Origin of the sequence: Streptomyces sp. WM6378, from assembly GCF_001279695.1 — a bacterium.
Taxonomy (GTDB): Bacteria; Actinomycetota; Actinomycetes; order Streptomycetales; family Streptomycetaceae; genus Streptomyces.
The window spans coordinates 1-26836 of record NZ_LGDD01000360.1; the positions used below are offsets into that span (position 1 = coordinate 1).

Consider the following 26836-nt stretch of genomic DNA (forward strand, 5'->3'; position numbering starts at 1 on the left):
GCCGCAGCCCCGCCCCGCGACATCTGCCCGCACAGCCGACCGCAGGGCGGCGCCGCCACCACCGGCCCGCACCCGCCTGGCACGCCGCACCCGCACCACCGACCGCAGGGCGCAGGCCCCCCACCGACCGCAGGGCGTCGCACCCCCACCCGGCCGCCCCCGTACGCTGGACCCCGTGCAGGAACTTCACGACGCCCCCCTCGCCCCCCTGACCACCCTCCGCCTCGGCGGCCCGGCGGATCGGCTGGTGACCGCCACCACCGACGCCGAGGTCATCGATGCCGTACGCGAGGCCGACGACAGCGGCACCCCCCTGCTCGTCATCGGCGGCGGCAGCAACCTGCTCATCGGAGACAAGGGCTTCGCCGGGACCGCCCTGCGCATCGCCACCCGCGGCTTCGAGCTCGACGGCACCCGCCTCGAACTCGCCGCCGGTGAGGTGTGGAGCGACGCCGTCGCCAGGAGCGTAGAGGCCGGGCTCGCCGGCATCGAGTGCCTCGCCGGCATCCCGGGCTCGGCCGGCGCGACCCCGATCCAGAACGTCGGGGCGTACGGCCAGGAAGTGTCCAGCACCATCACCCACGTCGTCGCCTACGACCGCCTCGACCGCACGACCGTCACCATCCCCAACGCCGAGTGCGACTTCTCGTACCGCAACAGCCGCTTCAAGCAGCACCCCGACCGCTACGTCGTGCTCCGCGTCGTCTTCGAGCTGGAGGACGCGGGAGGGCTCTCCGCGCCGGTCAAGTACGCGGAGACCGCCCGAACGCTCGGCGTGGAACCCGGCGATCGCGTCCCCGCCGCCACCGCCCGCGAGACCGTGCTGAAGCTGCGCGCCGGCAAGGGCATGGTGCTCGACCCGGAGGACCACGACACGTGGTCGGCGGGCTCGTTCTTCACCAACCCGATCCTGCCCAACGAGGCGTACGAGGCCTTCGTCGCCTGCGCCCAGGAGCGCCTCGGCGCGGACGTGACGCCCCCCGCCTGGCCCGTGGGCGCCGACCGCACCAAGACCTCCGCCGCCTGGCTGATCGACAAGGCCGGCTTCACCAAGGGCTACGGGACCGGCCCCGCCCGCATCTCGACGAAGCACACCCTCGCGCTGACGAACCGCGGCGGCGCCACCACCGAGGACCTGCTGGCGCTGGCCCGTGAGGTGGTCGCAGGGGTGGAGCTGGCCTTCGGCGTGACCCTGGTGAACGAGCCGGTGGCGGTCGGCGTAGAGGTTTAGACCTCAGCCCGGCCTGACCCTCGCTTCTGAAGCCCGCTCAGTACGCCACCCCCACCCCCTGCTTCACCGTCGCCGGGTCGTCCAAGCAGGCCAGCATCGCGTGCGCCACATCGGCGCGGGCGATGGTGCGGCCCGCCTTGGGGTTGCCGCCGACGACCCGGCGGTAGGCCCCGGTGAGCGGCCTGTCGGTGAGTTTGGGCGGGCGCACGGACGTCCAGTCGGTGGCGCTGGCCGCCAACTCGGCCTCCATGGCGCGGAGGTCGGCGTACACCTCCTTGAGGATCGCGCTGATCATGGACCGCATACCGCGGTCGAGGAGCCCGTCGCCGGGGGCCTCCGGCCCGACCGGCGCCGCGCTCACGACGACCAGCCGCCGCGTCCCCTCGGCCTCCATCGCGGCCAGCACCGACCGGGTGAGCCGGGCCGTGATCCCGGCGTCGGAGCGTTTGCGGGCGCCGAGCCCGGACAGGACCGCGTCCCGCCCGGCCACCGCGCCGCGCAGCGACTCGGGGTCGGTCAGATCGGCCTTGACGACCTCAAGGCCCGCGCCGGTCACGGCGAACCTGGCCGGATCGCGCACCACCGCCGTGACCTCGTGCCCCGAAGCCAACGCCTGCTTGACGATTTCCTGGCCGATGCCGCCTGTGGCACCGAAAACCGTGAGCCTCATCGCGTCACCCTCCTAGGGTGGGTAAGTATTCACTCACTTCGTTCACCACTAGAGTGAGTAAGTACTCACCCACTAGTCAAGCCCCGTTGGAGCACACATGCAGTCGCCGCCGGCCCGCGTCCGCATCGTCGACGCCGCGCACGAGCTCATGCTCACCATCGGCCTCGCCCGCGCCACGACGAAGGAGATCGCGAAGGCGGCGGGGTGCTCGGAGGCGGCGCTCTACAAGCACTTCGCGAGCAAGGAGGATCTGTTCGTGACGGTCCTGAAGGAGCGGCTGCCGAAGCTCGGCCCGCTGGTGGAGGGGCTCGCGGCGGAGCCGGGGGAGCGGTCGGTGGAGGCGAACCTGACGGAGATCGCCCGCCAGGCCGCGCTGTTCTACGCGGAGAGCTTTCCGATCGCGGCGTCGCTGTACGCGGATCCGCAGCTGAAGCGGCGCCACGACGAGGCGCTGCGCGAGCTCGGCTCCGGGCCCCACATGCCGATCGAGTGGGTCGACGGGTATCTCAGGGCGGAGCGGGAGGCCGGCCGGATCGGCCAGGACGCCGACACCTACGCGGCCGCGTCGCTGCTGCTGGGGGCGTGTGCGCAGCGGGCGTTCGCGTACGACATGACGGGGTCGGGGGAGCCTCCTCAGACGCTGGAGGAGTTTGCGCGGAGGGTGGCGCGCACGCTGCTGCGGGGTATCGGGTAGCCCCCAGCGCCCCTTGGCAGGGTGGTGCCCGCACCGAATCGTCCGTGGACCGGCACCTTGTGATGCTCCCGCGTGCCGTCCGGCCGGCCGAGGGCCGTGCGTGGCCGGCCGCGCAGTTCCCCGCGCCCCCAAGGCGCGCTGGGCCGCGCCAGCAGGAACCCGCAACCCGGGCCCACCCGTATCACCCCGCCAGCCACCCCTCCACCCCCGCGAGCAGCTTCCCCTGGACCTCCGGCGGTGCGGCCGAGCCCCGGATCGACTGGCGGGCCAGTTCGGCCAGTTCCGCGTCGCTGAACGCGTGGTGGTGGCGGGCGATCTCGTACTGGGCGGCCAGGCGGGAGCCGAAGAGGAGGGGGTCGTCCGCGCCCAGGGCCATCGGGACGCCCGCGTCGTACAGGGCCCGCAGCGGCACGTCCTCGGGCTTCTCGTAGACGCCGAGGGCGACGTTGGAGGCGGGGCAGACCTCGCAGGTGATGCCCTTGTCGGCCAGGCGGCGCAGGAGCCGGGGGTCCTCGGCCGCCCGCACCCCGTGGCCGACCCGCCGCGCGTGCAGATCGTCGAGGCAGTCGCGCACGGAGGCCGGGCCCGAGAGCTCGCCGCCGTGCGGGGCCGCGAGCAGGCCGCCCTCGCGGGCGATGGCGAAGGCGCGGTCGAAGTCCCTTGCCATGCCCCGGCGTTCGTCGTTGGAGAGGCCGAATCCGACCACGCCGCGATCGGCGTAGCGGACCGCGAGCCGGGCCAGGGTGCGCGCGTCGAGCGGGTGCTTCATCCGGTTCGCCGCGACCACGACGCGCATGCCGAGCCCGGTCTCGCGCGACGCGGAGTCGACCGCGTCCAGGATGATCTCCAGAGCCGGGATGAGACCGCCGAGCAGCGGCGCGTACGAGGTCGGGTCGACCTGGATCTCCAGCCACCCGGAACCGTCCCGGACGTCCTCCTCGGCGGCCTCGCGCACCAGGCGCTGGATGTCCTCGGGGGCGCGCAGGCAGGACCGCGCCGCATCGTAGAGGCGCTGGAAGCGGAACCAGCCGCGTTCGTCGGTGGCCCGCAGCTTCGGCGGCTCGGCGCCGGTCAGCGCCTCGGGCAGCCGTACGCCGTACTTGTCGGCGAGTTCGAGCAGGGTGGAGGGCCGCATGGACCCGGTGAAGTGCAGGTGCAGATGGGCCTTCGGCAGCTCAGAGACATCACGTACGTGCTCCATCCCAGGATCCTGCCGCACGCCCCCGCCGCACCGGTAGGGCTTTCCCCGAACGTGGTCTTGCTCGCACACAGCAACGGGGGCCGGGTACCAAAACCGGTACCCGGCCCCGTGAGCGGAGCGGACGTCAGTCCTTGGCCTCGGCCAGCAGCTTCTGGATCCGGGAGACGCCCTCGACGAGGTCCTCGTCGCCCAGGGCGTAAGAGAGCCGCAGGTAGCCCGGCGTGCCGAAGGCCTCGCCGGGGACGACCGCGACCTCGGTCTCGTCCAGGATCAGCGCGGCGAGCTCGGTCGAGGTCTGCGGGCGCTTGCCCCGGATCTCCTTGCCGAGCAGGGCCTTCACCGAGGGGTAGGCGTAGAACGCGCCCTCGGGGGTGGGGCAGACCACGCCGTCGATCTCGCTCAGCATCCGCACCATGGTCCGGCGGCGCCGGTCGAAGGACTCGCGCATCTCGGCGACCGCGTCGAGGTTCCCGGAGACGGCGGCCAGGGCGGCCACCTGGGCCACATTGCTGACGTTCGAGGTCGCGTGCGACTGGAGGTTGGTCGCGGCCTTCACGACGTCCTTCGGGCCGATGATCCACCCGACCCGCCAGCCGGTCATCGCGAAGGTCTTGGCGACGCCGTTGACGACGATGCACTTGTCGCGAAGCTCGGGCACGATCGCGGGCAGCGAGGTGAACGCGGCGCTGCCGTACACCAGGTGCTCGTAGATCTCGTCGGTCATGACCCACAGGCCGTGCTCGACGGCCCAGCGCCCGATCGCCTCGGCGTCGGCCTCGCTGTAGACGGCGCCGGTGGGGTTGGACGGCGAGACGAACAGAACGACCTTCGTACGCTCCGTACGGGCCGCCTCCAACTGCTCCACCGACACGCGGTATCCGGTGGTCTCGTCGGCCACGACGTCCACCGGGACACCGCCCGCGAGCCGGATCGACTCGGGGTAGGTGGTCCAGTACGGCGCCGGGACGATGACCTCGTCGCCCGGGTCGAGGATCGCCGCGAAGGCCTCGTAGATCGCCTGCTTGCCGCCGTTGGTCACCAGGACCTGCGAGGCGTCGACCTCGTAGCCGGAGTCGCGCAGCGTCTTCGCGGCGATCGCGGCCTTGAGCTCGGGCAGGCCCCCGGCCGGCGTGTAGCGGTGGTACTTCGGGTTGCGGCAGGCCTCGACGGCGGCCTCGACGATGTAGTCGGGCGTCGGGAAGTCGGGCTCGCCCGCGCCGAAGCCGATGACCGGACGCCCGGCGGCCTTGAGGGCCTTGGCCTTGGCGTCGACGGCGAGGGTGGCGGACTCGGAGATGGCGCCGATGCGCGCGGAGACCCGGCGCTCGGTGGGGGAGGAGGGCGGGGGAGTTGCAGCGCTCATGCGGGCCATGGTCCCAGACCCCCGACAAAGGGAGCACCCGCGTTTCACGGACCGGTCAGCATGTGGACAGGCGTCCGGGTGGCCTTCTTAAAGAGGCCGTGCGAAGGGGAGGCGGAGGTGATGAGGAGGCGGTCGGAAAGGATGCGGAAACCGATCCGGAAGTGATCGGGAAGCGATTCGGAAGGTGTTCGGGAGCAAGCTGTTCGACGCCGGGCCCCTGACCACGTACACTCACTGCCTGTTGGCCCTCACCGACCACACCACCACATGCGGTAGGTTGGGGGAACCACAAAGGGTCGTAGCTCAATTGGTAGAGCACTGGTCTCCAAAACCAGCGGTTGGGGGTTCAAGTCCCTCCGGCCCTGCTACACACACCTTCGCCAGGATGTGTGCGCATGTACGTACTTCAATGCACCGCCGTGCGGCTCCACCGGGCGCGGCACGGCCATGACCCGGAATCAGGTGAGAAGCGTGACGGACGCCGTGGGCTCCATCGACATGCCTGATGCCCAGGACGAGGCAGCGGAGTCCAAGGATTCGAAGAAGAAGGCCCGCAAGGGCGGTAAGCGCGGCAAGAAGGGCCCTCTGGGCCGTCTCGCGCTCTTCTACCGGCAGGTCGTCGCCGAACTCCGTAAAGTTGTCTGGCCGACACGCAGCCAGCTGACGACGTACACCTCCGTGGTGATCGTGTTCGTTGTCATCATGATTGGCATCGTGACGTTGATTGACTCCGGCTTCTCGCAGGTAGTCAAGTACGTCTTCGGCTGATCCGCGAAGGGCGCCCCTCAATCGGCGCCCCTTTCGCATGTTCCACCCCATCTGTAGCCAGGAAGAAGCAGCCACCGTGTCTGACCCGAACCTGAACGACGCCATCGAGTCGGTCGAGTCCGTCGAGGACGAGCTCGAGATCATCGAGGCGGCCGACGAGGACGAGGCCGAGGCTGCCGACGCCGCTGCGGGCGAAGCGGCCGAAGAGGCTGCCCTGCACGTCGAGTCCGATGACGCCGAAGCCGACGTGACCGACGAGGACGTTGTCGACGAGGCCGAGGCCGAGGCCGAGGCCTCCGCCGAACCCGTCGAGGACGAGGACGCCGAATCGGACGACGAGTCCGAGGAACCCGCCGAGGTCTCCGCCGAATCCGGCGAGGACGAGGAGGCGGCGGAGCCCGCCGCCCCCGTCGACCCGGTCGAGGCCCTGCGCCAGGAGCTCCGCTTCCTGCCCGGCGAGTGGTACGTCATCCACACGTACGCCGGTTACGAGAAGCGTGTGAAGGCCAACCTCGAACAGCGTGCCGTCTCGCTGAACGTCGAGGAGTTCATCTACCAGGCCGAGGTCCCCGAAGAGGAGATCGTCCAGATCAAGAACGGCGAGCGCAAGAACGTCCGGCAGAACAAGCTGCCCGGTTACGTTCTCGTCCGCATGGATCTGACGAACGAGTCCTGGGGCGTCGTCCGCAACACCCCCGGTGTCACCGGCTTCGTGGGCAACGCCTACGACCCGTACCCGCTGACGCTCGACGAGATCGTGAAGATGCTCGCCCCGGAGGCCGAGGAGAAGGCCGCCCGTGAGGCCGCCGAGGCCGAGGGCAAGCCGGCCCCGCAGCGCAAGGTCGAGGTCCAGGTCCTGGACTTCGAGGTGGGCGACTCGGTCACCGTCACCGACGGCCCGTTCGCGACGCTGCAGGCGACCATCAACGAGATCAACGCCGACTCGAAGAAGGTCAAGGGCCTCGTCGAGATCTTCGGCCGCGAGACCCCGGTCGAGCTCAGCTTCGACCAGATCCAGAAGAACTAGCAGCCGCAGCCAGTCGGCGCTTTCTGGAACCAGCACTTCCGAGCAGGTCAGAGAGGCTCTCGCAGCCCCTCTGACCTGCTCGGTTTTTAGCCGCGCAGCTATACCCGTTATCGTTGTGCGGTATGCCTCCATCCGGTTGATCGGATGCAGGCGGTTCACTCTCACTAGGACCCGGAGAGAGCAATGCCTCCCAAGAAGAAGAAGGTCACGGGGCTTATCAAGCTCCAGATCAACGCCGGTGCGGCGAACCCGGCCCCGCCGGTCGGCCCCGCGCTCGGCCAGCACGGCGTCAACATCATGGAGTTCTGCAAGGCCTACAACGCCGCGACCGAGTCGCAGCGTGGCTGGGTGATCCCGGTGGAGATCACGGTCTACGAAGACCGCTCCTTCACCTTCATCACCAAGACTCCGCCGGCCGCGAAGATGATCCTCAAGGCCGCTGGTGTCGAGAAGGGCTCCGGCGAGCCGCACAAGACCAAGGTCGCCAAGATCACCGAGGCTCAGGTCCGCGAGATCGCCACGACGAAGCTCGCCGACCTGAACGCCAACGACCTGGACGCCGCGTCGAAGATCATCGCCGGCACCGCCCGTTCCATGGGCATCACGGTCGAGGGCTGATCTCAGCTCACCCCCGTTTGACCTCCAGTGGTAGGGCCAAGCGCTGGCCCGCACCACGACTCCATGCCTGAACCAACACAGGAGCTGAAGTGAAGCGCAGCAAGACTCTCCGCGCTGCGGACGCCAAGATCGACGCGGACAAGCTGTACGCGCCGCTCGAGGCGGTCCGTCTCGCCAAGGAGACCTCCACGACCAAGTTCGACGGCACCGTCGAGGTCGCCTTCCGCCTGGGTGTCGACCCGCGCAAGGCCGACCAGATGGTCCGTGGCACCGTGAACCTCCCGCACGGCACCGGTAAGACCGCCCGGGTCCTGGTCTTCGCGACCGGCGACCGTGCCGAGGCCGCGCTTGCCGCGGGCGCCGACATCGTCGGCTCCGACGAGCTCATCGACGAGGTTTCGAAGGGCCGTCTGGACTTCGACGCCGTCGTCGCCACCCCGGACCTCATGGGCAAGGTCGGCCGCCTCGGCCGCGTGCTCGGTCCCCGTGGTCTGATGCCGAACCCGAAGACCGGCACGGTCACCCCCGACGTCGCCAAGGCGGTCGAGGAGATCAAGGGCGGCAAGATCGAGTTCCGCGTCGACAAGCACTCGAACCTGCACTTCATCATCGGCAAGGTGTCCTTCGACGACGCCAAGCTGGTGGAGAACTACGGTGCGGCTCTGGAGGAGATCCTCCGTCTGAAGCCGTCCGCCGCCAAGGGCCGGTACATCAAGAAGGCGACCATCACCACCACGATGGGCCCCGGTATCTCCCTCGACTCGAACCGCACCCGCAACCTCCTCGTCGAGGAGGACCCGGCCGCCGTCTGATCCCTCGGATCACCGGCAGTCGCGGGTTCGCGTACTGAGCCGTACTTCGCGTACTGAGACCGGCCCCCGCACCTCTTCGGAGGGGCGGGGGCCGGTTTTTTCATGTGCCCGCTGTCAGCGCGCTGAGTTACGGTTGTGAAGATTTTCGTCTTTTGATCGATGGGGTGGGGACGTAATGAGCAAGTCCGTCAAGCGCGCCGGGATATCCCTCGCGGCGGTTGGAATCCTGGTGGCGGCGACCGCCGGATGCCAGAGCGGCGGCGACTCCAAGAAGGCCGCTGAGGTGCCGAAGAAGGCTGCTCCGCAGTCGAGCGCGAAGGATGCCCGCACGGCGCTCCAGGCGGCCTACAAGAAGACGTCGGCGGCCAAGTCGGCCAAGGTCACCCTGAAGATGTCGATGCCGGCCGGGGCCGCGGGCGCCGCCGGTGCCGGCGCGGGCGACATGGTGATGTCCGGGGTCCAGTCGTGGGACCCGGCGGCGATGGACATGACCATGAGCGGGTCCGCCTTCGCCCAGGCGGGCAAGGACGCACCGGACAAGATCCGGATGGTCCAGCTGGACAACGTCATGTACATGGACATGGGAACCGCGGTGTCCCAGCACATGGACGGCAAGCACTGGATGAAGATGGACCTCGGCGCACTGGCTCCGGCGGGCGGCGGGGGCGCGGCTTCCTCCCAGTCGCTGACCGGCGGTGCCGAGAAGCAGGACCCGGCCCAGCAGCTCGCCGTCCTGACGGACTCGCCGAGCCTGAAGCACCTCGGCAGCGAGCAGATCGACGGAGCCCCGGCGGAGCACTACAAGGGCACCCTGACGCTGGACGAGATGGCCGCGAGCAACCAGGCGTTGGACGGCATGTCCGCCCAGGACCGCCAGAAGCTCCTCGACACCGCGAAGCAGTCCGGCATCAAGGGCTACGACACCGAGCTCTGGATCAACAAGGACGGCTACCCGGTGCAGATGAACCTGGGCATCGCCACGCCACAGGGCAAGATCACCATGAACGCCCACTACTCGGACTACGGCGCCAAGGTCGCGGTCAAGGCCCCGCCGGCGGCCGAGACGTTCGACATGGCCGAGATGATGAAGAGCGCCGGCGCGGGTGCCGGCACCGGCGGGGACGCCTGACGGGTCGCCCGGCGCGGGGGGCCGCCCGCCCCGGCGGCGTCCGTGCCGGCCCCCGCATCCGCACCCCGTACGAGCGGATTTGCTTGACACGGACGCCGTAACGTACGCTTCCCCAGAAGCCAAAGACCGCTGGTCGTTGCCGTGCCTTCATTCGAAGGGGCGGTGGCCGAAGGATCCGCTGGATGCGGACGACCCGCGCAGGTGACCGTGGAAAGTTCCCGGATGTTCCTCTTCTGAGTGCAACCGGTTGAGCTACGCCCCGTGCGCCTGCGCCGGGGCGTTTCGTATTGTTCAGCCCCTTCTGAGCGGTCCTCATCACCCGGAAGGAGGCCGACGCTCTATGGCAAGGCCCGACAAGGCTGCCGCGGTAGCCGAGCTCGCGGACCAGTTCCGCAGCTCGAACGCCGCCGTGCTGACCGAGTACCGGGGTCTCACCGTGGCGCAGCTCAAGACGCTGCGTCGTTCGCTCGGTGAGAACGCCCAGTACGCCGTGGTGAAGAACACGCTGACCAAGATTGCGGCCAACGAGGCCGGGATCACTTCGCTCGACGACCAGTTCAACGGTCCGACGGCGGTTGCCTTCATCACCGGTGACCCGGTGGAGTCGGCGAAGGGTCTTCGTGACTTCGCCAAGGAGAACCCGAACCTGATCATCAAGGGCGGTGTCCTTGATGGCAAGGCGCTGTCCGCCGATGAGATCAAGAAGCTTGCGGACCTCGAGTCCCGCGAGGTTCTGCTCAGCAAGCTGGCCGGCGCGTTCAAGGGCAAGCAGTCGCAGACTGCTTCGCTCCTCCAGGCGCTGCCGTCGAAGTTCGTCCGCACCGCGGAAGCGCTTCGCGTCAAGCTCGCCGAGCAGGGCGGTGCCGAGTAATTCGGCTCGCGCATTGATCGCCGCCCGCTAGGGCGACGGTCGCAGCGGGCCGAACGTACGCCCGCCTACATGTACATCCGGCACCTGCCGAATTAGTGGAAGGATCGCCCATCATGGCGAAGCTCAGCCAGGAAGACCTGCTCGCTCAGTTCGAGGAGATGACCCTCATCGAGCTCTCCGAGTTCGTGAAGGCCTTCGAGGAGAAGTTCGACGTCACCGCCGCCGCGGCCGTCGCCGTTGCCGGTCCCGCCGCCGGTGGCCCCGCCGCCGAGGCCGTCGAGGAGCAGGACGAGTTCGACGTCATCCTCACCGGCGCCGGCGAGAAGAAGATCCAGGTCATCAAGGTCGTGCGCGAGCTGACCTCCCTGGGTCTGAAGGAGGCCAAGGACCTCGTCGACGGCACCCCGAAGCCGGTCCTCGAGAAGGTCGCCAAGGAGGCCGCGGAGAAGGCTGCCGAGTCCCTCAAGGCTGCTGGCGCCTCCGTCGAGGTCAAGTAACACCTCGCGGGTCCGCTTGGACCCGCACCCGTCTCGCAGGCGCGTCAGCGCGCCGCTGGACACCGCCAAGGGCGATCACCCATCCGGGTGGTCGCCCTTCGGCGTACCCGGGACGTCGGCCTTGCGCGGGGCCTGTCTGGGAGTATGGTGATCTTCGCCGTCCGCTCGGCAAGGACGCAGGCGTACGCCCCGCACAACTCCCGCGGCGATCTCCGGGGAGCGGAGGGGTCTTGACGAACCGCACGCAGCGCGCAATTCTCAGGACGCGTCGTCACAACGATCCGCATCCGAGGCATGGATCGACGGCGAAGAGGGCAGTACTAATCTGCGTCTGCGCGGCGCACGGCTGACCGAGGTACCGAGGTACTTGAGAAGAGCAATGCGGGTGTCAAAAAATCCGCCCTGGACATCAGTGTGCCGAGTGGCTACACTGTCCCTTTGCGCTGCCTGTTAGCTGTCCCCTGCCCGTCACCAGGGGCATGCCCTCGCTTGAGCATCTTTGATTGAACCGCCCTGACCTGGCCGTCTTAGGCCCTGTCGGGAAACGTCTCTCTCTGTGCCCACGTGGGACCGGTACGCGCGTAGTGAGTCCGAGCCCTCGGAAGGACCCCCTCTTGGCCGCCTCGCGCAACGCCTCGACCGCCAATACGAACAACGGCGCCAGCACCGCCCCGCTGCGCATCTCCTTTGCAAAGATCAAGGAGCCCCTCGAGGTTCCGAACCTTCTTGCGCTGCAGACCGAGAGCTTTGACTGGCTGCTCGGCAATGCCGCTTGGAAGTCTCGGGTCGAGGCCGCTCTCGAGAGTGGACAGGACGTCCCCACCAAGTCCGGTCTGGAGGAGATCTTCGAAGAGATCTCTCCGATCGAGGACTTCTCCGGGTCGATGTCGCTGACCTTCCGCGACCACCGCTTCGAGCCGCCGAAGAACTCGATCGACGAGTGCAAGGAGCGCGACTTCACGTTCGCGGCCCCGCTCTTCGTCACCGCCGAGTTCACCAACAACGAGACCGGCGAGATCAAGTCCCAGACGGTCTTCATGGGCGACTTCCCGCTCATGACCAACAAGGGCACCTTCGTCATCAACGGCACCGAGCGTGTCGTCGTGTCGCAGCTGGTCCGCTCGCCGGGTGTCTACTTCGACTCCAACATCGACAAGACGTCCGACAAGGACATCTTCACGGCCAAGATCATCCCGTCCCGGGGTGCCTGGCTCGAGATGGAGATCGACAAGCGCGACATGGTCGGTGTCCGCATCGACCGCAAGCGCAAGCAGTCCGTCACCGTTCTCCTGAAGGCTCTCGGTTGGACCACCGAGCAGATCCTGGAGGAGTTCGGCGAGTACGAGTCCATGCGCGCCACCCTGGAGAAGGACCACACCCAGGGCCAGGACGACGCGCTGCTCGACATCTACCGCAAGCTGCGCCCGGGCGAGCCGCCGACGCGCGAGGCCGCTCAGACGCTGCTCGAGAACCTCTACTTCAACCCGAAGCGCTACGACCTCGCCAAGGTCGGCCGCTACAAGGTGAACAAGAAGCTCGGCGCGGACGAGCCCCTCGACGCGGGCGTGCTCACCACCGACGACGTCATCGCGACCATCAAGTACCTGGTCAAGCTGCACGCCGGTGAGACCGAGACGGTCGGCGAGTCGGGTCGGAACATCGTCGTCGAGACCGACGACATCGACCACTTCGGCAACCGTCGTCTGCGCAACGTCGGCGAGCTCATCCAGAACCAGGTCCGTACGGGTCTGGCTCGTATGGAGCGCGTCGTGCGTGAGCGCATGACGACCCAGGACGTCGAGGCGATCACGCCGCAGACCCTGATCAACATCCGGCCGGTCGTCGCCTCCATCAAGGAGTTCTTCGGCACCAGCCAGCTGTCGCAGTTCATGGACCAGAACAACCCGCTGTCGGGTCTCACCCACAAGCGCCGTCTGTCGGCGCTTGGCCCGGGTGGTCTCTCCCGTGAGCGGGCCGGCTTCGAGGTCCGTGACGTGCACCCGTCTCACTACGGCCGTATGTGCCCGATTGAGACCCCGGAAGGCCCGAACATCGGTCTGATCGGTTCGCTCGCCTCGTACGGCCGCGTCAACGCGTTCGGCTTCATCGAGACGCCGTACCGCAAGGTCGTCGACGGCCAGGTCACCGACGAGGTCGACTACGTCACCGCCGACGAGGAGGACCGCTTCGTCATCGCGCAGGCCAACGCCGCGCTCAACGACGAGATGCGGTTCACCGAGCCGCGCGTGCTGGTCCGCCGCCGTGGTGGCGAGGTCGACTACGTGCCCGGCACCGAGGTCGACTACATGGACGTCTCGCCGCGCCAGATGGTGTCGGTCGCGACCGCCATGATCCCGTTCCTTGAGCACGACGACGCCAACCGTGCCCTCATGGGCGCGAACATGATGCGTCAGGCCGTGCCGCTGATCACGTCCGAGGCGCCGCTCGTCGGCACCGGCATGGAGTACCGCTGCGCGGTCGACGCCGGTGACGTCATCAAGGCGGAGAAGGCGGGTGTCGTCCAGGAGGTCTCCGCGGACTACATCACCGTCGCCAACGACGACGGCACGTACACCACGTACCGGATCGCCAAGTTCTCCCGCTCCAACCAGGGCACCTCGGTCAACCAGAAGGTTGTCGTGGACGAGGGCGCCCGCGTGATCGAGGGCCAGGTCCTGGCCGACGGTCCCGCCACCCAGCAGGGTGAGATGGCGCTGGGCAAGAACCTGCTCGTGGCGTTCATGCCGTGGGAGGGTCACAACTACGAGGACGCGATCATCCTGTCGCAGCGCCTCGTGCAGGACGACGTCCTCTCCTCGATCCACATCGAGGAGCACGAGGTCGACGCCCGTGACACCAAGCTCGGCCCGGAGGAGATCACCCGGGACATCCCGAACGTCTCCGAGGAGGTCCTCGCCGACCTCGACGAGCGCGGCATCATCCGTATCGGTGCCGAGGTCGTCGCCGGCGACATCCTCGTCGGCAAGGTCACTCCCAAGGGTGAGACCGAGCTGACGCCGGAGGAGCGCCTGCTGCGCGCGATCTTCGGTGAGAAGGCCCGCGAGGTGCGTGACACCTCGCTGAAGGTGCCGCACGGCGAGACCGGCAAGGTCATCGGCGTCCGCGTCTTCGACCGTGAAGAGGGCGACGAGCTGCCGCCGGGCGTGAACCAGCTGGTTCGTGTCTACGTGGCGCAGAAGCGCAAGATCACGGACGGTGACAAGCTCGCCGGCCGACACGGCAACAAGGGTGTCATCTCGAAGATCCTTCCGATCGAGGACATGCCGTTCCTCGAGGACGGAACTCCGGTCGACATCATCCTCAACCCGCTCGGTGTCCCGTCCCGAATGAACCCGGGACAGGTCCTGGAGATCCACCTCGGCTGGCTCGCCAGCCGCGGCTGGGACGTCTCCGGTCTGGCCGACGACTGGGCCCAGCGTCTGCAGGCCATCGGCGCCGACCAGGTCGCCGCCGGTACCAACGTCGCGACCCCGGTCTTCGACGGTGCCCGCGAGGACGAGATCTCCGGTCTCTTCGAGGCCACGATCCCCAACCGCGACGGTGACCGCCTGGTCCGCCCGTCCGGCAAGGCGCAGCTCTTCGACGGCCGCTCCGGCGAGCCGTTCCCGGACCCGATCTCGGTCGGGTACATGTACATCCTGAAGCTGCACCACCTGGTCGACGACAAGCTGCACGCCCGCTCGACCGGTCCGTACTCGATGATCACCCAGCAGCCGCTGGGTGGTAAGGCCCAGTTCGGTGGCCAGCGCTTCGGTGAGATGGAGGTGTGGGCGCTGGAGGCATACGGCGCCGCGTACGCCCTCCAGGAGCTGCTGACCATCAAGTCCGACGACGTGACCGGCCGTGTGAAGGTCTACGAGGCCATCGTCAAGGGCGAGAACATTCCCGAGCCCGGCATTCCCGAGTCCTTCAAGGTGCTCATCAAGGAAATGCAGTCGCTCTGCCTCAACGTGGAGGTGCTGTCCTCGGACGGCATGTCCATCGAGATGCGCGACACGGACGAGGACGTCTTCCGCGCTGCGGAGGAGCTCGGTATCGACCTGTCCCGGCGCGAGCCGAGCAGCGTCGAAGAGGTCTGACGGGTCTGACGGGGGCTCGCTAAGAGCCCCCGTCGTCCCCGGACCCCCCTCAGACCATCTTGAAGAATCGACCCCGAAAGAGGGATTGACGACAAGTGCTCGACGTCAACTTCTTCGACGAGCTGCGGATCGGCCTCGCCACTGCTGACGACATTCGTCAGTGGTCCCACGGTGAGGTCAAGAAGCCGGAGACCATCAACTACCGCACCCTCAAGCCCGAAAAGGACGGACTCTTCTGCGAGAAGATCTTCGGTCCGACCCGGGACTGGGAGTGCTACTGCGGCAAGTACAAGCGCGTCCGCTTCAAGGGCATCATCTGTGAGCGCTGTGGCGTAGAGGTCACGCGTGCCAAGGTGCGCCGTGAGCGGATGGGCCACATCGAGCTTGCCGCTCCCGTGACCCACATCTGGTACTTCAAGGGCGTTCCGTCGCGTCTTGGCTACCTGCTCGACCTCGCGCCGAAGGACCTCGAAAAGGTCATCTACTTCGCCGCGTACATGATCACGTTCGTGGACGAGGAGCGCCGTACGCGCGACCTGCCGTCGCTGGAGGCGCACGTCTCCGTCGAGCGTCAGCAGATCGAGAACCGTCGCGACTCGGACCTCGAAGCCCGCGCCAAGAAGCTCGAAACGGACCTCGCCGAGCTTGAGGCCGAGGGTGCCAAGGCCGACGTGCGCCGCAAGGTGCGCGAGGGTGCCGAGCGCGAGATGAAGCAGCTGCGCGACCGTTCGCAGCGCGAGATCGACCGTCTCGACGAGGTGTGGAGCCGCTTCAAGAACCTCAAGGTCCAGGACCTTGAGGGCGACGAGCTGCTCTACCGCGAGCTGCGTGACCGCTTCGGCACGTACTTCGACGGCTCGATGGGTGCCGCTGCTCTGCAGAAGCGCCTGGAGACCTTCGACCTCGACGAGGAGGCCGAGCGCCTCCGCGAGATCATCCGCACCGGCAAGGGCCAGAAGAAGACCCGTGCGCTGAAGCGGCTGAAGGTTGTGTCCGCGTTCCTGCAGACCTCCAACAGCCCCAAGGGCATGGTCCTCGACTGCGTCCCGGTCATCCCGCCGGACCTGCGTCCGATGGTGCAGCTGGACGGTGGCCGCTTCGCGACCTCCGACCTGAACGACCTGTACCGCCGTGTGATCAACCGCAACAACCGCCTGAAGCGACTCCTTGACCTCGGCGCCCCCGAGATCATCGTGAACAACGAGAAGCGCATGCTTCAGGAGGCCGTCGACGCGCTCTTCGACAACGGCCGTCGTGGTCGCCCGGTCACGGGCCCCGGCAACCGTCCGCTGAAGTCGCTGTCCGACATGCTCAAGGGCAAGCAGGGTCGATTCCGTCAGAACCTGCTCGGCAAGCGTGTGGACTACTCCGCGCGTTCCGTGATCGTCGTCGGTCCGCAGCTGAAGCTGCACCAGTGTGGTCTGCCGAAGGCCATGGCGCTTGAGCTCTTCAAGCCGTTCGTGATGAAGCGCCTGGTCGACCTGAACCACGCGCAGAACATCAAGAGCGCCAAGCGAATGGTCGAGCGCGGCCGCACGGTCGTCTACGACGTCCTCGAAGAGGTCATCGCCGAGCACCCGGTTCTGCTGAACCGTGCGCCCACGCTGCACCGCCTCGGCATCCAGGCCTTCGAGCCCCAGCTGGTCGAGGGCAAGGCCATCCAGATCCACCCGCTCGTCTGCACCGCGTTCAACGCGGACTTCGACGGTGACCAGATGGCCGTCCACCTGCCGCTCTCCGCGGAGGCGCAGGCCGAGGCCCGCATCCTGATGCTGTCCTCGAACAACATCCTGAAGCCGGCCGACGGTCGTCCCGTCACCATGCCGACCCAGGACATGGTGCTCGGCCTCTTCTTCCTCACCACGGACGAAGAGGAGCGCGAGGTCAAGGGCGCCGGCCGGGCGTTCAACTCGACCGCCGAAGCGATCATGGCGTTCGACGCCCGGGAGCTCTCGCTCCAGGCGAAGGTCGACATCCGCTTCCCGATCGGCACCGTCCCGCCGCGCGGCTGGACCCCGCCGCTCGACGAGGAGGGCGAGACGACCTGGCAGCAGGGCGACTCGTTCCGGCTGCGTACGTCCCTGGGCCGCGCGCTCTTCAACGAGCTGCTGCCCGAGGACTACCCGTTCGTCGACTACTCGGTGGGCAAGAAGCAGCTCTCCGAGATCGTCAACGACCTCGCCGAGCGCTACCCCAAGGTCATCGTGGCGGCGACGCTCGACAACCTGAAGGCGGCCGGCTTCTTCTGGGCGACCCGTTCCGGTGTCACCGTGGCCATCTCCGACGTCGTGGTCCCCGAGGCCAAGAAGGCGATCGTCGCGGGCTACGAGGCGCAGGACGAGAAGGTCCAGAAGCAGTACGAGCGCGGTCTGATCACCAAGGACGAGCGCACGCAGGAGCTCATCGCGATCTGGACCAAGGCGACCAACGAGGTTGCCGAGGCGATGAACGCGAACTTCCCCAAGACGAACCCCATCTTCATGATGGTTGACTCGGGTGCCCGAGGAAACATGATGCAGATGCGTCAGATCGCCGGTATGCGTGGTCTGGTGTCGAACGCGAAGAACGAGACCATCCCGCGTCCGATCAAGGCGTCCTTCCGTGAGGGCCTCACCGTTCTGGAGTACTTCATCTCCACGCACGGTGCCCGTAAGGGTCTGGCGGACACCGCCCTGCGTACCGCCGACTCGGGTTACCTGACCCGTCGTCTGGTGGACGTCTCGCAGGACGTCATCATCCGCGAGGAGGACTGCGGCACCGACCGCGGCCTCAAGCTCAAGATCGCGGAGCGGGGCGCCGACGGCGTGCTGCGCAAGACCGAGGACGTCGAGACCTCCGTCTACGCCCGCATGCTCGCCGAGGACGTCGTCGTCGACGGCAAGGTCATCGCGCCGGCCAACGTGGACCTCGGTGACGTGCTCATCGACGCCCTCGTGGGTGCGGGTGTCGAGGAGGTCAAGACCCGCTCGGTCCTGACCTGTGAGTCCGCGGTCGGCACCTGTGCCTTCTGCTACGGACGCTCGCTCGCCACCGGCAAGCTGGTCGACATCGGTGAGGCGGTCGGCATCATCGCCGCCCAGTCCATCGGTGAGCCCGGTACCCAGCTGACGATGCGTACCTTCCACACCGGTGGTGTGGCCGGTGACGACATCACGCAGGGTCTGCCGCGTGTCGTCGAGCTCTTCGAGGCCCGTACGCCCAAGGGTGTCGCGCCGATCTCGGAGGCCAAGGGCCGCGTCCGGATCGAGGAGACCGAGAAGACCAAGAAGATCGTCGTCACCCCGGACGACGGCAGCGAGGAGACGGCGTTCCCGATCTCCAAGCGTGCCCGTCTGCTGGTCGGCGAGGGCGACGCGGTCGAGGTGGGCCAGAAGCTCACCGTCGGTGCCACCAACCCGCACGACGTGCTGCGGATCCTCGGTCAGCGTGCGGTCCAGGTCCACCTGGTCGGCGAAGTCCAGAAGGTCTACAACTCGCAGGGCGTGTCGATCCACGACAAGCACATCGAGATCATCATCCGGCAGATGCTGCGCCGCGTGACGATCATCGAGTCCGGCGACGCGGAGCTGCTGCCGGGCGAGCTCGTCGAGCGCTCGAAGTTCGAGACCGAGAACCGTCGTGTGGTCACCGAGGGCGGTCACCCCGCCTCCGGCCGTCCGCAGCTGATGGGTATCACCAAGGCCTCGCTGGCGACGGAATCCTGGCTGTCGGCCGCCTCCTTCCAGGAGACGACCCGAGTCCTGACGGATGCGGCGATCAACGCCAAGTCCGACAGCCTCATCGGCCTCAAGGAGAACGTCATCATCGGTAAGCTCATCCCGGCCGGTACGGGTCTGTCCCGCTACCGCAACATCCGGGTCGAGCCCACCGAAGAGGCCAAGGCCGCGATGTACTCGGCCGTCGGCTACGACGACATCGACTACTCGCCGTTCGGCACGGGCTCCGGCCAGGCCGTTCCGCTGGAGGACTACGACTACGGTCCGTACAACCAGTAAGGCGTACGTCTGCTGAAGGGCGCCCACTCCGCTTCGCGCGGGGTGGGCGCCCTTCGGGGTTTTCCGTCAGGTCGCGACTCGGCCGAGGAGAAGACCCAAGACCCTGAAACAGTCACCTGCTGAGACGGTTTGTCTCACGAAGGGGACGGGGCGGGTATGGGGTGACATGTCCCACTGGGTGCCGAGCCCCGTGCGTGGCCATTTGTTTTGACCCAAGTCGATGAGGTAGGTACGCTCAGACCTTGTGCCTGGGGTGTGCCTGGGCTCCGCTGCGTGCCTACGTCCGCAGGGCGAGCTCCCAGACCGGCCACCGCAATCTGCGCTTCTCCGCTCTCGGGCGGAAGTCCGCAGTATTCGACACACCCGACCGCGTGGGTCGGAGACGTGTTCCAGGTTAGTTTTACTACGGCACACAGAAACCGGAGAAGTAGTGCCTACGATCCAGCAGCTGGTCCGGAAGGGCCGGCAGGACAAGGTCGAGAAGAACAAGACGCCCGCGCTCGAGGGTTCGCCCCAGCGTCGTGGCGTCTGCACGCGTGTGTTCACGACCACCCCGAAGAAGCCGAACTCGGCCCTCCGTAAGGTCGCGCGTGTGCGTCTGACCTCCGGCATCGAGGTCACGGCCTACATCCCGGGTGAGGGTCACAACCTGCAGGAGCACTCCATCGTGCTCGTGCGCGGTGGCCGTGTGAAGGACCTGCCGGGTGTTCGCTACAAGATCATCCGCGGTTCCCTCGACACGCAGGGCGTCAAGAACCGTAAGCAGGCTCGCAGCCGCTACGGCGCCAAGAAGGAGAAGTAAGAATGCCTCGTAAGGGCCCCGCCCCGAAGCGCCCGGTCATCATCGACCCGGTCTACAGCTCTCCTCTTGTCACCTCGCTGATCAACAAGATCCTGCTGGACGGCAAGCGCTCCACCGCCGAGCGCATCGTCTACGGCGCCATGGAAGGCCTCCGCGAGAAGACCGGCAACGACCCGGTCATCACGCTGAAGCGCGCGCTGGAGAACGTCAAGCCGTCCCTTGAGGTCAAGTCCCGCCGTGTCGGTGGCGCGACCTACCAGGTTCCGGTTGAGGTCAAGCCCGGCCGCCAGTCCACCCTCGCGCTGCGCTGGCTCGTGGGCTACTCCCGCGCCCGCCGTGAGAAGACCATGACCGAACGCCTCATGAACGAGCTGCTCGACGCCTCCAACGGCCTCGGCGCTGCGGTCAAGAAGCGTGAGGACACCCACAAGATGGCCGAGTCCAACAAGGCCTTCGCGCACTACCGCTGGTAGTCGCTACCCACATCGAGACCGAGAGAAGACTGAGCCGATATGGCTACCACTTCACTTGACCTGGCCAAGGTCCGCAACATCGGGATCATGGCTCACATCGACGCGGGCAAGACGACCACCACCGAGCGGATCCTGTTCTACACCGGTGTCTCGTACAAGATCGGTGAGGTCCACGACGGCGCTGCCACGATGGACTGGATGGAGCAGGAGCAGGAGCGCGGCATCACGATTACGTCCGCCGCGACGACCTGCCACTGGCCGCTCGAGGACGTCGACCACACCATCAACATCATCGACACCCCGGGCCACGTGGACTTCACGGTCGAGGTGGAGCGTTCGCTCCGCGTCCTCGACGGTGCGGTCACCGTGTTCGACGGTGTCGCCGGTGTGGAGCCGCAGTCCGAGACGGTCTGGCGTCAGGCCGACCGTTACGGCGTTCCGCGTATCTGCTTCGTCAACAAGCTCGACCGCACCGGCGCCGAGTTCCACCGCTGCGTGGACATGATCGTGGACCGCCTCGGCGCGACCCCGATCGTGATGCAGCTGCCGATCGGTGCCGAGGCCAACTTCGAGGGCGTTGTGGACCTGGTCCGCATGAAGGCCCTCGTGTGGTCCGCGGAAGCGACCAAGGGCGAGATGTACGACGTCGTCGACATCCCGGCCACGCACACCGAGGCCGCTGAAGAGTGGCGCGGCAAGCTGGTCGAGACCGTCGCGGAGAACGACGAAGAGATCATGGAGCTGTTCCTGGAGGGCGTCGAGCCCACCGAGGAGCAGCTGTACGCCGCGGTGCGTCGTATCACCATCGCGTCCGGCAAGGGCGGCGACACCACCGTCACCCCCGTGTTCTGTGGCACCGCGTTCAAGAACAAGGGCGTCCAGCCCCTGCTCGACGCCGTCGTCCGCTACCTGCCTTCCCCCCTGGACGTCGAGGCCATCGAGGGCCACGACGTCAAGGACCCGGAGGTCGTGGTCAAGCGCAAGCCGTCCGACGAGGAGCCCCTCTCGGCGCTGGCGTTCAAGATCGCGAGCGACCCGCACCTGGGCAAGCTCACCTTCATCCGGATCTACTCCGGTCGCCTGGAGGCCGGCACCTCGGTGCTGAACTCCGTCAAGGGCAAGAAGGAGCGCATCGGCAAGATCTACCGCATGCACGCGAACAAGCGTGAGGAGATCGAGTCGGTGGGCGCCGGTGACATCGTCGCCGTCATGGGCCTGAAGCAGACCACCACCGGTGAGACGCTGTGCGACGACAAGTCCCCGGTGATCCTGGAGTCCATGGACTTCCCGGCGCCGGTGATCCAGGTCGCCATCGAGCCCAAGTCCAAGGGTGACCAGGAGAAGCTGGGTGTCGCCATCCAGCGTCTCGCGGAGGAGGACCCCTCCTTCCAGGTGCACTCGGACGAGGAGACCGGCCAGACCATCATCGGTGGCATGGGCGAGCTCCACCTCGACGTCCTCGTCGACCGCATGCGTCGCGAGTTCAAGGTCGAGGCGAACGTCGGCAAGCCGCAGGTCGCGTACCGCGAGACGATCCGCAAGACCGTCGAGCGCGTGGACTACACCCACAAGAAGCAGACCGGTGGTACCGGTCAGTTCGCCAAGGTGCAGATCGCGATCGAGCCCATCGAGGGCGGCGAGGCGTCGTACGAGTTCGTGAACAAGGTCACCGGTGGCCGCATCCCCCGGGAGTACATCCCGTCGGTGGACGCGGGTGCGCAGGAGGCCATGCAGTTCGGCATCCTGGCCGGCTACGAGATGACTGGCGTCCGCGTCATCCTTCTCGACGGTGGCTACCACGAGGTCGACTCCTCCGAGCTCGCGTTCAAGATCGCCGGTTCGCAGGCCTTCAAGGAGGCCGCGCGCAAGGCTTCTCCCGTGCTCCTTGAGCCGATGATGGCCGTCGAGGTCGTCACGCCCGAGGACTACATGGGTGAAGTCATCGGTGACATCAACTCCCGCCGTGGCCAGATCCAGGCCATGGAGGAGCGCAGCGGCGCCCGCGTCGTGAAGGGCCTCGTGCCCCTCTCGGAGATGTTCGGCTACGTCGGCGACCTCCGCAGCAAGACCTCGGGTCGCGCAAGCTACTCGATGCAGTTCGACTCCTACGCCGAGGTTCCGCGGAACGTCGCCGAGGAGATCATCGCGAAGGCCAAGGGCGAGTAACTCTCCCGAGTTCACGCTTTAGGCTTGTCACCGGAGCCACTGGGGCATTCGGCGTAAACCATCAGGTTTACGGTGAATGCCCCGGGCCCCGGCATCCCAGCAAAGATCACCTGGCGCCGATGAAGCAAGGCGTACAGAACCACTCCACAGGAGGACTCAGTGGCGAAGGCGAAGTTCGAGCGGACTAAGCCGCACGTCAACATCGGCACCATCGGTCACATTGACCACGGTAAGACGACCCTCACGGCCGCCATTACCAAGGTGCTGCACGACGCGTACCCGGACCTGAACGAGGCCTCGGCCTTCGACCAGATCGACAAGGCTCCTGAGGAGCGCCAGCGCGGTATCACGATCTCGATCGCGCACGTCGAGTACCAGACCGAGTCGCGTCACTACGCCCACGTCGACTGCCCCGGTCACGCGGACTACATCAAGAACATGATCACGGGTGCCGCGCAGATGGACGGCGCGATCCTCGTGGTTGCCGCCACCGACGGCCCGATGCCGCAGACCAAGGAGCACGTGCTCCTGGCCCGCCAGGTCGGCGTTCCGTACATCGTCGTCGCCCTGAACAAGGCCGACATGGTGGACGACGAGGAGATCCTGGAGCTCGTCGAGCTCGAGGTCCGTGAGCTCCTCTCCGAGTACGAGTTCCCGGGCGACGACCTGCCGGTCGTCAAGGTCTCGGCGCTCAAGGCGCTTGAGGGCGACAAGGAGTGGGGCCAGTCGGTCCTGAACCTGATGGCCGCCGTCGACGAGGCGATCCCGCAGCCCGAGCGTGACGTCGACAAGCCGTTCCTGATGCCGATCGAGGACGTCTTCACGATCACCGGTCGTGGCACCGTCGTCACCGGTCGTATCGAGCGTGGTGTCCTGAAGGTCAACGAGACCGTCGACATCGTCGGTATCAAGACCGAGAAGACCACCACCACGGTCACCGGCATCGAGATGTTCCGCAAGCTGCTCGACGAGGGCCAGGCCGGTGAGAACGTCGGTCTGCTGCTTCGTGGCATCAAGCGCGAGGACGTCGAGCGCGGCCAGGTCATCATCAAGCCCGGTTCGGTCACCCCGCACACCGAGTTCGAGGCCCAGGCGTACATCCTGTCCAAGGACGAGGGTGGCCGTCACACGCCGTTCTTCAACAACTACCGCCCGCAGTTCTACTTCCGTACGACTGACGTGACCGGTGTCGTTACCCTCCCCGAGGGCACCGAGATGGTCATGCCGGGCGACAACACCGCCATGACGGTCGCGCTGATCCAGCCGGTCGCCATGGAGGAGGGCCTGAAGTTCGCCATCCGTGAGGGTGGCCGGACCGTGGGCGCCGGCCAGGTCGTCAAGATCGTCAAGTAATTACTTGACCGTCTGACCTGGTAGCTCGCTGAGCTGTCAGAAGAGCCCCGCACCTTTCGAGGTGCGGGGCTCTTCGCGTTGTCCGGAGGTCTTACGGGCGCCAGGACCACGGCCGGGCGTCGACCCCGAGCCCGACGGCGAGCGCGTGCCCGCCGCGGACGTACAGGGTGGGAAGCCCGACGGGCGCGACGCCCCGGGTGCGCTTCAACACCCTTTGCTTATCGGCCAGTTGAAGAATTCCCTTCTCGTCCGTACCCAGCACGAATCCGTCTTCGGCGCCGACCGGCCCGTACCCGTCGAGCGCGACCGGGGTCGCGGGGGTGCCATCGAGGCGTACGGAGGTGAGGTGCGGGGAGGCGGGGGAGCCGGGGTCCTGGCGGGCCTTCTCGGGGTCGGCGGACGTGCGATACAGGAGCTGCACGCCGTCGCCGAGCGGGACCGGGGCCACCGCGTCGACGGCGAGCGGCAGCCGCGCGGGGGCGGGGGCGAGCGGCTTGCCCGGAGCGGGCTGGGTCCAGTGGTGCACGGTGTCGGCGCCGGCCGCGAAGACGTGCACGCGCCCACGCCCGTCGACGACGCCGCTCAGGCCTTCCTGTACGGACTCCCCGCCGAGGTCGCGCCAGGGCGACCAGGTGCCGTCCGCCTCCCGGATGCGTGAGCTGATGCCGCGGTCGGCGTTGCGCACGAAGAGGTGGACGCGGCCGTCCGGCGCGGCGAGAGCGAGCGGAGGCCCGATCCGCCGCCCACGATCGTCCCCGCGCTCGGGATTGCCGAGCCCCTTCCACGCCCCGAACTTGCCGCGGGGGCCGGCCTGTTCGAGCGTGACGATCTCTCGGGTGTTGGCGCCGGCACGCCCTTGGAGGGACGAGAACCGCAACCCGAACAGCAGCTGGCGCCCGTCGGGAAGGGTCGTACCGCCCAGGACGGGGGCGAGAGGCGATCCGCCGAGGTCCTCCGGGGCGCCCCAACTGTCATCGGCGCCGCGGGTCCATCTCACGGCGCGCAGCCCGAGCACCCCGTAGGCGTACGCGCCGTCGCCGGACAGGGTGAGCCGGGTGCCGGGGTGGCGGTAGTGCGTGGAGCGCACCCACCCCTTCCAGTTGGTGAGCGGCCGGTTCCCCCCGACGTTGTAGTCCCCGCACCCTCCCGGATTCCCGCACTGCCACCCCTTGTCTCCCCCGTACGGAACGAGGTGTGCGGCCTTCTCGGCGAGCACCTTCGGGGGGAGGTTCTTGGGCCAGTGCCGGTTGTAGTAGGCGCGGTAGGCGGTGGCGAGGAAGGCGTTGCCCTGCTCGGCGTGCCGGATCATCGCGGCCCAGGCGAAGGAGGCGGCGGCGGTGTGATCGGCGTGATCGGCGTACCCCGGCTGCTCGGAGTCGTGCGAGCGGACGGCGGGTGAGCTGTGCTGGATGTCCGGGTCGGGGTCGAGGGTCTGGATGAGGGTGGGCGAGTAGTCGTCGAGAAGGCCGGCGAGCACGTCGACCATGTCGTCGTACGTGTAGGCCTTGGCCCGGGTGAGCGGCGACCCTTCGGCGATGACGACGGGCAGCTGGAGGTGGTGGTCCTCCCATAGACTCGGCAGCCCCATCCGCCCCCCGAGCGGGGTGTGCATGGCGGTGTTGAGGAACACCAACTCCACGCTCCGGCCCCGGTGTTGGAGCCGGTTGACCTCGGCGCGGTGCCCGCCGCGCAGCTCGGCGACGGACTTCTCCCAGGGCGTGTACTTGTCGAGCCCGAGGATGGCGGCGTAGGCCTGCCGGAGCCCCTGGTGCCGGGCGGAGGAGTAGGCGGCCTTGTCGTACACCGGCGGACTGGTGTCACTCACCACCCGGTTGTCCCCGTTGGCCTCCCCGCCGGTGACGTACACGCTGACCAGCGGAACCCCGGAGTCGAGGGTGTGCTGGGTGTCGGGGTTCATGAAGTACAGGTCGTCGTCGGGGTGGGCGAGGATCTGGAGGAGGAGGGGGGCGCGGGGTGCGGCGAGGGGGGAGTCCTTGGCCGTCCGGGCGGCCGTGCGCCCGGTGGCGGGCACGGAACATCCCGCGACGGTGGCGGTGAGGCCGATGGCGGCCGCGGTTCCGATGAGTGCGCGACGGGTGGGCCCGCCGGTGCCGCTGCGCTGCGCGCGACCGCTTACGTCGTACACGTACGTTCCGTCCGCTGGGTGCCGAGGGGGATACCGGCGATGCTATCCAGCGGGGGTGGGCGGGCGGCCTGGAGGTGGGCGTAGCGGGGGTGGAGGCGGGCGGTGGGCGGTTGGAGGTGGGCTACGCGGTATCGCTACGCGTAGCGCGGCAGGTCCGCCGTGGAGATGGTCCACTCGCCGATGGTGACGTCCTCGCCGTAGACGAAATCCCTGCGGGTCGCGTAGCGGGGGCCGTCCGGGGTCGCGTGGATGTCGGAGAGGACGGCGCCGGTTCCCGTCCGGGGGTCGAAGATCGCGTAGACGGGAATGCCGAGCAGGGGGTAGTCCCGCATCTTGCCCACCCAGTCGTTGTCGGGGTTGGAGCGGGAGACGACTTCGACGGCGGCGAGGAGGGTGCGGGGGTTGAAGGAGCCCTCGCCCTCCATGTCTGCGATGGCGATCACCACGACGTCGGGGTGACGCATGATGCCCTCGGGTTCTTCCTCTACGTCGGGCGTTCCTGTGTGCGCCAGCAACTCGTCCGGCATGACCTTCTCAAGGCGCCGACTGACCTGGGCTGCGGTCAGCTCATGGGGACGACCAGGAGCCGTCATGTCGTGGACGATTCCTTCCTTGGTGATCTCGAACTTGCCTGGAGCGCTGTACTGCATCCGGTCGACGATGTCCCGCATCGCCCGATAGTGAGGGGCGGTGTTCTGGCGTGCGTGGTCCGGGGCGGTGCTCATGGCGTGCGCTCCTCGTGGTCTCTGCCCAGGGGCAAGGGTCGTCACGTTCATGCTAGGTGGGCTCCTTGAGGCCGGGGCGGCAGCCGGGGCAGTGGCCCGGTTCGGGGGCGCGGAAGGCCCGGTCGCAGGTTTCGCAGGTCTGGAGTGGGTCCGGGCGGATGGGGGCGGGGAGGGCCGGAAGGGGCGGGGGGGGGG

General features: G+C 67.7%; 20 protein-coding genes and 1 tRNA gene. 16 read left to right on the plus strand and 5 right to left on the minus strand.

Annotated elements, in window-relative coordinates; all coding sequences use genetic code 11:
- Positions 1-166: 166 nt before the first annotated feature.
- A complete protein-coding gene (locus ADK54_RS42235) occupies positions 167-1231 on the plus strand; it encodes a UDP-N-acetylmuramate dehydrogenase (protein WP_234392440.1) in 1065 nt (354 codons plus the stop codon).
- Positions 1232-1268: 37 nt separating this feature from the next.
- Here ADK54_RS42235 and ADK54_RS42240 read toward each other — a convergent pair whose 3' ends face one another.
- A complete protein-coding gene (locus ADK54_RS42240; RefSeq protein ID WP_053731180.1) occupies positions 1269-1901 on the minus strand; it encodes an NAD(P)-dependent oxidoreductase in 633 nt (210 codons plus the stop codon).
- A 97-nt stretch (positions 1902-1998) separates the two neighbouring features.
- On the opposite strand from ADK54_RS42240, the gene ADK54_RS42245 reads away from it, so the two are divergent.
- Positions 1999-2595, plus strand: coding sequence for a TetR/AcrR family transcriptional regulator (locus tag ADK54_RS42245; protein WP_053731181.1), 597 nt, complete (start codon positions 1999-2001; stop codon positions 2593-2595).
- Positions 2596-2776: 181 nt separating this feature from the next.
- On the opposite strand, the gene ADK54_RS42250 is transcribed toward ADK54_RS42245, so the two are convergent.
- Together ADK54_RS42250 and ADK54_RS42255 are read right to left on the minus strand one after the other, a co-directional pair.
- Positions 2777-3796, minus strand: coding sequence for an adenosine deaminase (locus ADK54_RS42250; protein WP_053731182.1), 1020 nt, complete (start codon positions 3794-3796; stop codon positions 2777-2779).
- Between the two features lie 124 nt (positions 3797-3920).
- Positions 3921-5159 carry a pyridoxal phosphate-dependent aminotransferase gene (locus ADK54_RS42255; RefSeq protein ID WP_053731197.1) on the minus strand — a complete coding sequence of 413 codons (1239 nt, stop codon included), beginning with the start codon at positions 5157-5159 and terminating at the stop codon, positions 3921-3923.
- 292 nt (positions 5160-5451) lie between these two features.
- On the opposite strand from ADK54_RS42255, the gene ADK54_RS42260 reads away from it, so the two are divergent.
- The 14 genes from ADK54_RS42260 to tuf all read left to right on the plus strand — a co-directional run bounded on the left by ADK54_RS42260 (position 5452) and on the right by tuf (position 23770).
- Positions 5452-5524, plus strand: a tRNA-Trp gene (locus ADK54_RS42260).
- Positions 5525-5630: 106 nt separating this feature from the next.
- On the plus strand, positions 5631-5927 hold the full coding sequence (gene secE / locus ADK54_RS42265; RefSeq protein ID WP_053731183.1) for a preprotein translocase subunit SecE: 297 nt from the start codon (positions 5631-5633) through the stop codon (positions 5925-5927).
- A gap of 76 nt (positions 5928-6003) precedes the next feature.
- Entirely contained in the window at positions 6004-6954 is a 951-nt protein-coding gene (gene nusG / locus ADK54_RS42270; protein WP_053731184.1) for a transcription termination/antitermination protein NusG, read from the plus strand.
- A 183-nt stretch (positions 6955-7137) separates the two neighbouring features.
- Complete coding sequence (gene rplK / locus ADK54_RS42275; RefSeq protein WP_053731185.1) at positions 7138-7572, plus strand: 50S ribosomal protein L11; 435 nt, start codon at positions 7138-7140, stop codon at positions 7570-7572.
- A gap of 89 nt (positions 7573-7661) precedes the next feature.
- Positions 7662-8384: a 50S ribosomal protein L1 gene (gene rplA, locus ADK54_RS42280; RefSeq protein WP_053731186.1), complete on the plus strand. Its 723-nt coding sequence runs from the start codon at positions 7662-7664 to the stop codon at positions 8382-8384.
- A 175-nt stretch (positions 8385-8559) separates the two neighbouring features.
- Positions 8560-9513, plus strand: coding sequence for a hypothetical protein (locus ADK54_RS42285; RefSeq protein ID WP_053731187.1), 954 nt, complete (start codon positions 8560-8562; stop codon positions 9511-9513).
- A gap of 340 nt (positions 9514-9853) precedes the next feature.
- On the plus strand, positions 9854-10384 hold the full coding sequence (gene rplJ, locus ADK54_RS42290) for a 50S ribosomal protein L10 (protein ID WP_053731188.1): 531 nt from the start codon (positions 9854-9856) through the stop codon (positions 10382-10384).
- 113 nt (positions 10385-10497) lie between these two features.
- A complete protein-coding gene (rplL, locus tag ADK54_RS42295) occupies positions 10498-10881 on the plus strand; it encodes a 50S ribosomal protein L7/L12 (protein ID WP_053731189.1) in 384 nt (127 codons plus the stop codon).
- Positions 10882-11495: 614 nt separating this feature from the next.
- Positions 11496-14981, plus strand: a complete 3486-nt coding sequence (gene rpoB, locus ADK54_RS42300) for a DNA-directed RNA polymerase subunit beta (RefSeq protein WP_053731190.1) — start codon at positions 11496-11498, stop codon at positions 14979-14981.
- 95 nt (positions 14982-15076) lie between these two features.
- Positions 15077-18976, plus strand: a complete 3900-nt coding sequence (locus ADK54_RS42305; RefSeq protein ID WP_053731191.1) for a DNA-directed RNA polymerase subunit beta' — start codon at positions 15077-15079, stop codon at positions 18974-18976.
- 430 nt (positions 18977-19406) lie between these two features.
- Positions 19407-19778: a 30S ribosomal protein S12 gene (gene rpsL, locus ADK54_RS42310; RefSeq protein WP_003948652.1), complete on the plus strand. Its 372-nt coding sequence runs from the start codon at positions 19407-19409 to the stop codon at positions 19776-19778.
- Between the two features lie 2 nt (positions 19779-19780).
- Positions 19781-20251 carry a 30S ribosomal protein S7 gene (rpsG, locus tag ADK54_RS42315; protein WP_053731192.1) on the plus strand — a complete coding sequence of 157 codons (471 nt, stop codon included), beginning with the start codon at positions 19781-19783 and terminating at the stop codon, positions 20249-20251.
- Between the two features lie 39 nt (positions 20252-20290).
- Entirely contained in the window at positions 20291-22417 is a 2127-nt protein-coding gene (gene fusA / locus ADK54_RS42320) for an elongation factor G (RefSeq protein WP_053731193.1), read from the plus strand.
- A gap of 159 nt (positions 22418-22576) precedes the next feature.
- Positions 22577-23770 (plus strand): elongation factor Tu, encoded by a 1194-nt coding sequence (tuf, locus tag ADK54_RS42325; protein WP_053731194.1) that lies wholly within the window; start codon positions 22577-22579, stop codon positions 23768-23770.
- Positions 23771-23861: 91 nt separating this feature from the next.
- Here tuf and ADK54_RS42330 read toward each other — a convergent pair whose 3' ends face one another.
- Together ADK54_RS42330 and ADK54_RS42335 are read right to left on the minus strand one after the other, a co-directional pair.
- Positions 23862-25916, minus strand: coding sequence for a PIG-L family deacetylase (locus ADK54_RS42330; protein ID WP_053731195.1), 2055 nt, complete (start codon positions 25914-25916; stop codon positions 23862-23864).
- Positions 25917-26050: 134 nt separating this feature from the next.
- Positions 26051-26641: a Uma2 family endonuclease gene (locus ADK54_RS42335; protein ID WP_053731196.1), complete on the minus strand. Its 591-nt coding sequence runs from the start codon at positions 26639-26641 to the stop codon at positions 26051-26053.
- Between the last annotated feature and the right edge of the window lie 195 nt (positions 26642-26836).

What these genes read in the sequence shown, in the direction of transcription:
- ADK54_RS42255 (WP_053731197.1), bottom strand. Translation starts at nt 5,159, where the DNA reads ATGAGCGCTGCAACTCCCCCGCCCTCCTCCCCCACCGAGCGCCGGGTC.
- ADK54_RS42240 (WP_053731180.1), bottom strand. Translation starts at nt 1,901, where the DNA reads ATGAGGCTCACGGTTTTCGGTGCCACAGGCGGCATCGGCCAGGAAATC.
- rplJ (WP_053731188.1), top strand. Translation starts at nt 9,854, where the DNA reads ATGGCAAGGCCCGACAAGGCTGCCGCGGTAGCCGAGCTCGCGGACCAG.
- rplL (WP_053731189.1), top strand. Translation starts at nt 10,498, where the DNA reads ATGGCGAAGCTCAGCCAGGAAGACCTGCTCGCTCAGTTCGAGGAGATG.
- ADK54_RS42285 (WP_053731187.1), top strand. Translation starts at nt 8,560, where the DNA reads ATGAGCAAGTCCGTCAAGCGCGCCGGGATATCCCTCGCGGCGGTTGGA.
- fusA (WP_053731193.1), top strand. Translation starts at nt 20,291, where the DNA reads ATGGCTACCACTTCACTTGACCTGGCCAAGGTCCGCAACATCGGGATC.
- ADK54_RS42250 (WP_053731182.1), bottom strand. Translation starts at nt 3,796, where the DNA reads ATGGAGCACGTACGTGATGTCTCTGAGCTGCCGAAGGCCCATCTGCAC.
- rpsG (WP_053731192.1), top strand. Translation starts at nt 19,781, where the DNA reads ATGCCTCGTAAGGGCCCCGCCCCGAAGCGCCCGGTCATCATCGACCCG.
- ADK54_RS42245 (WP_053731181.1), top strand. Translation starts at nt 1,999, where the DNA reads ATGCAGTCGCCGCCGGCCCGCGTCCGCATCGTCGACGCCGCGCACGAG.
- ADK54_RS42335 (WP_053731196.1), bottom strand. Translation starts at nt 26,641, where the DNA reads ATGAGCACCGCCCCGGACCACGCACGCCAGAACACCGCCCCTCACTAT.
- rplK (WP_053731185.1), top strand. Translation starts at nt 7,138, where the DNA reads ATGCCTCCCAAGAAGAAGAAGGTCACGGGGCTTATCAAGCTCCAGATC.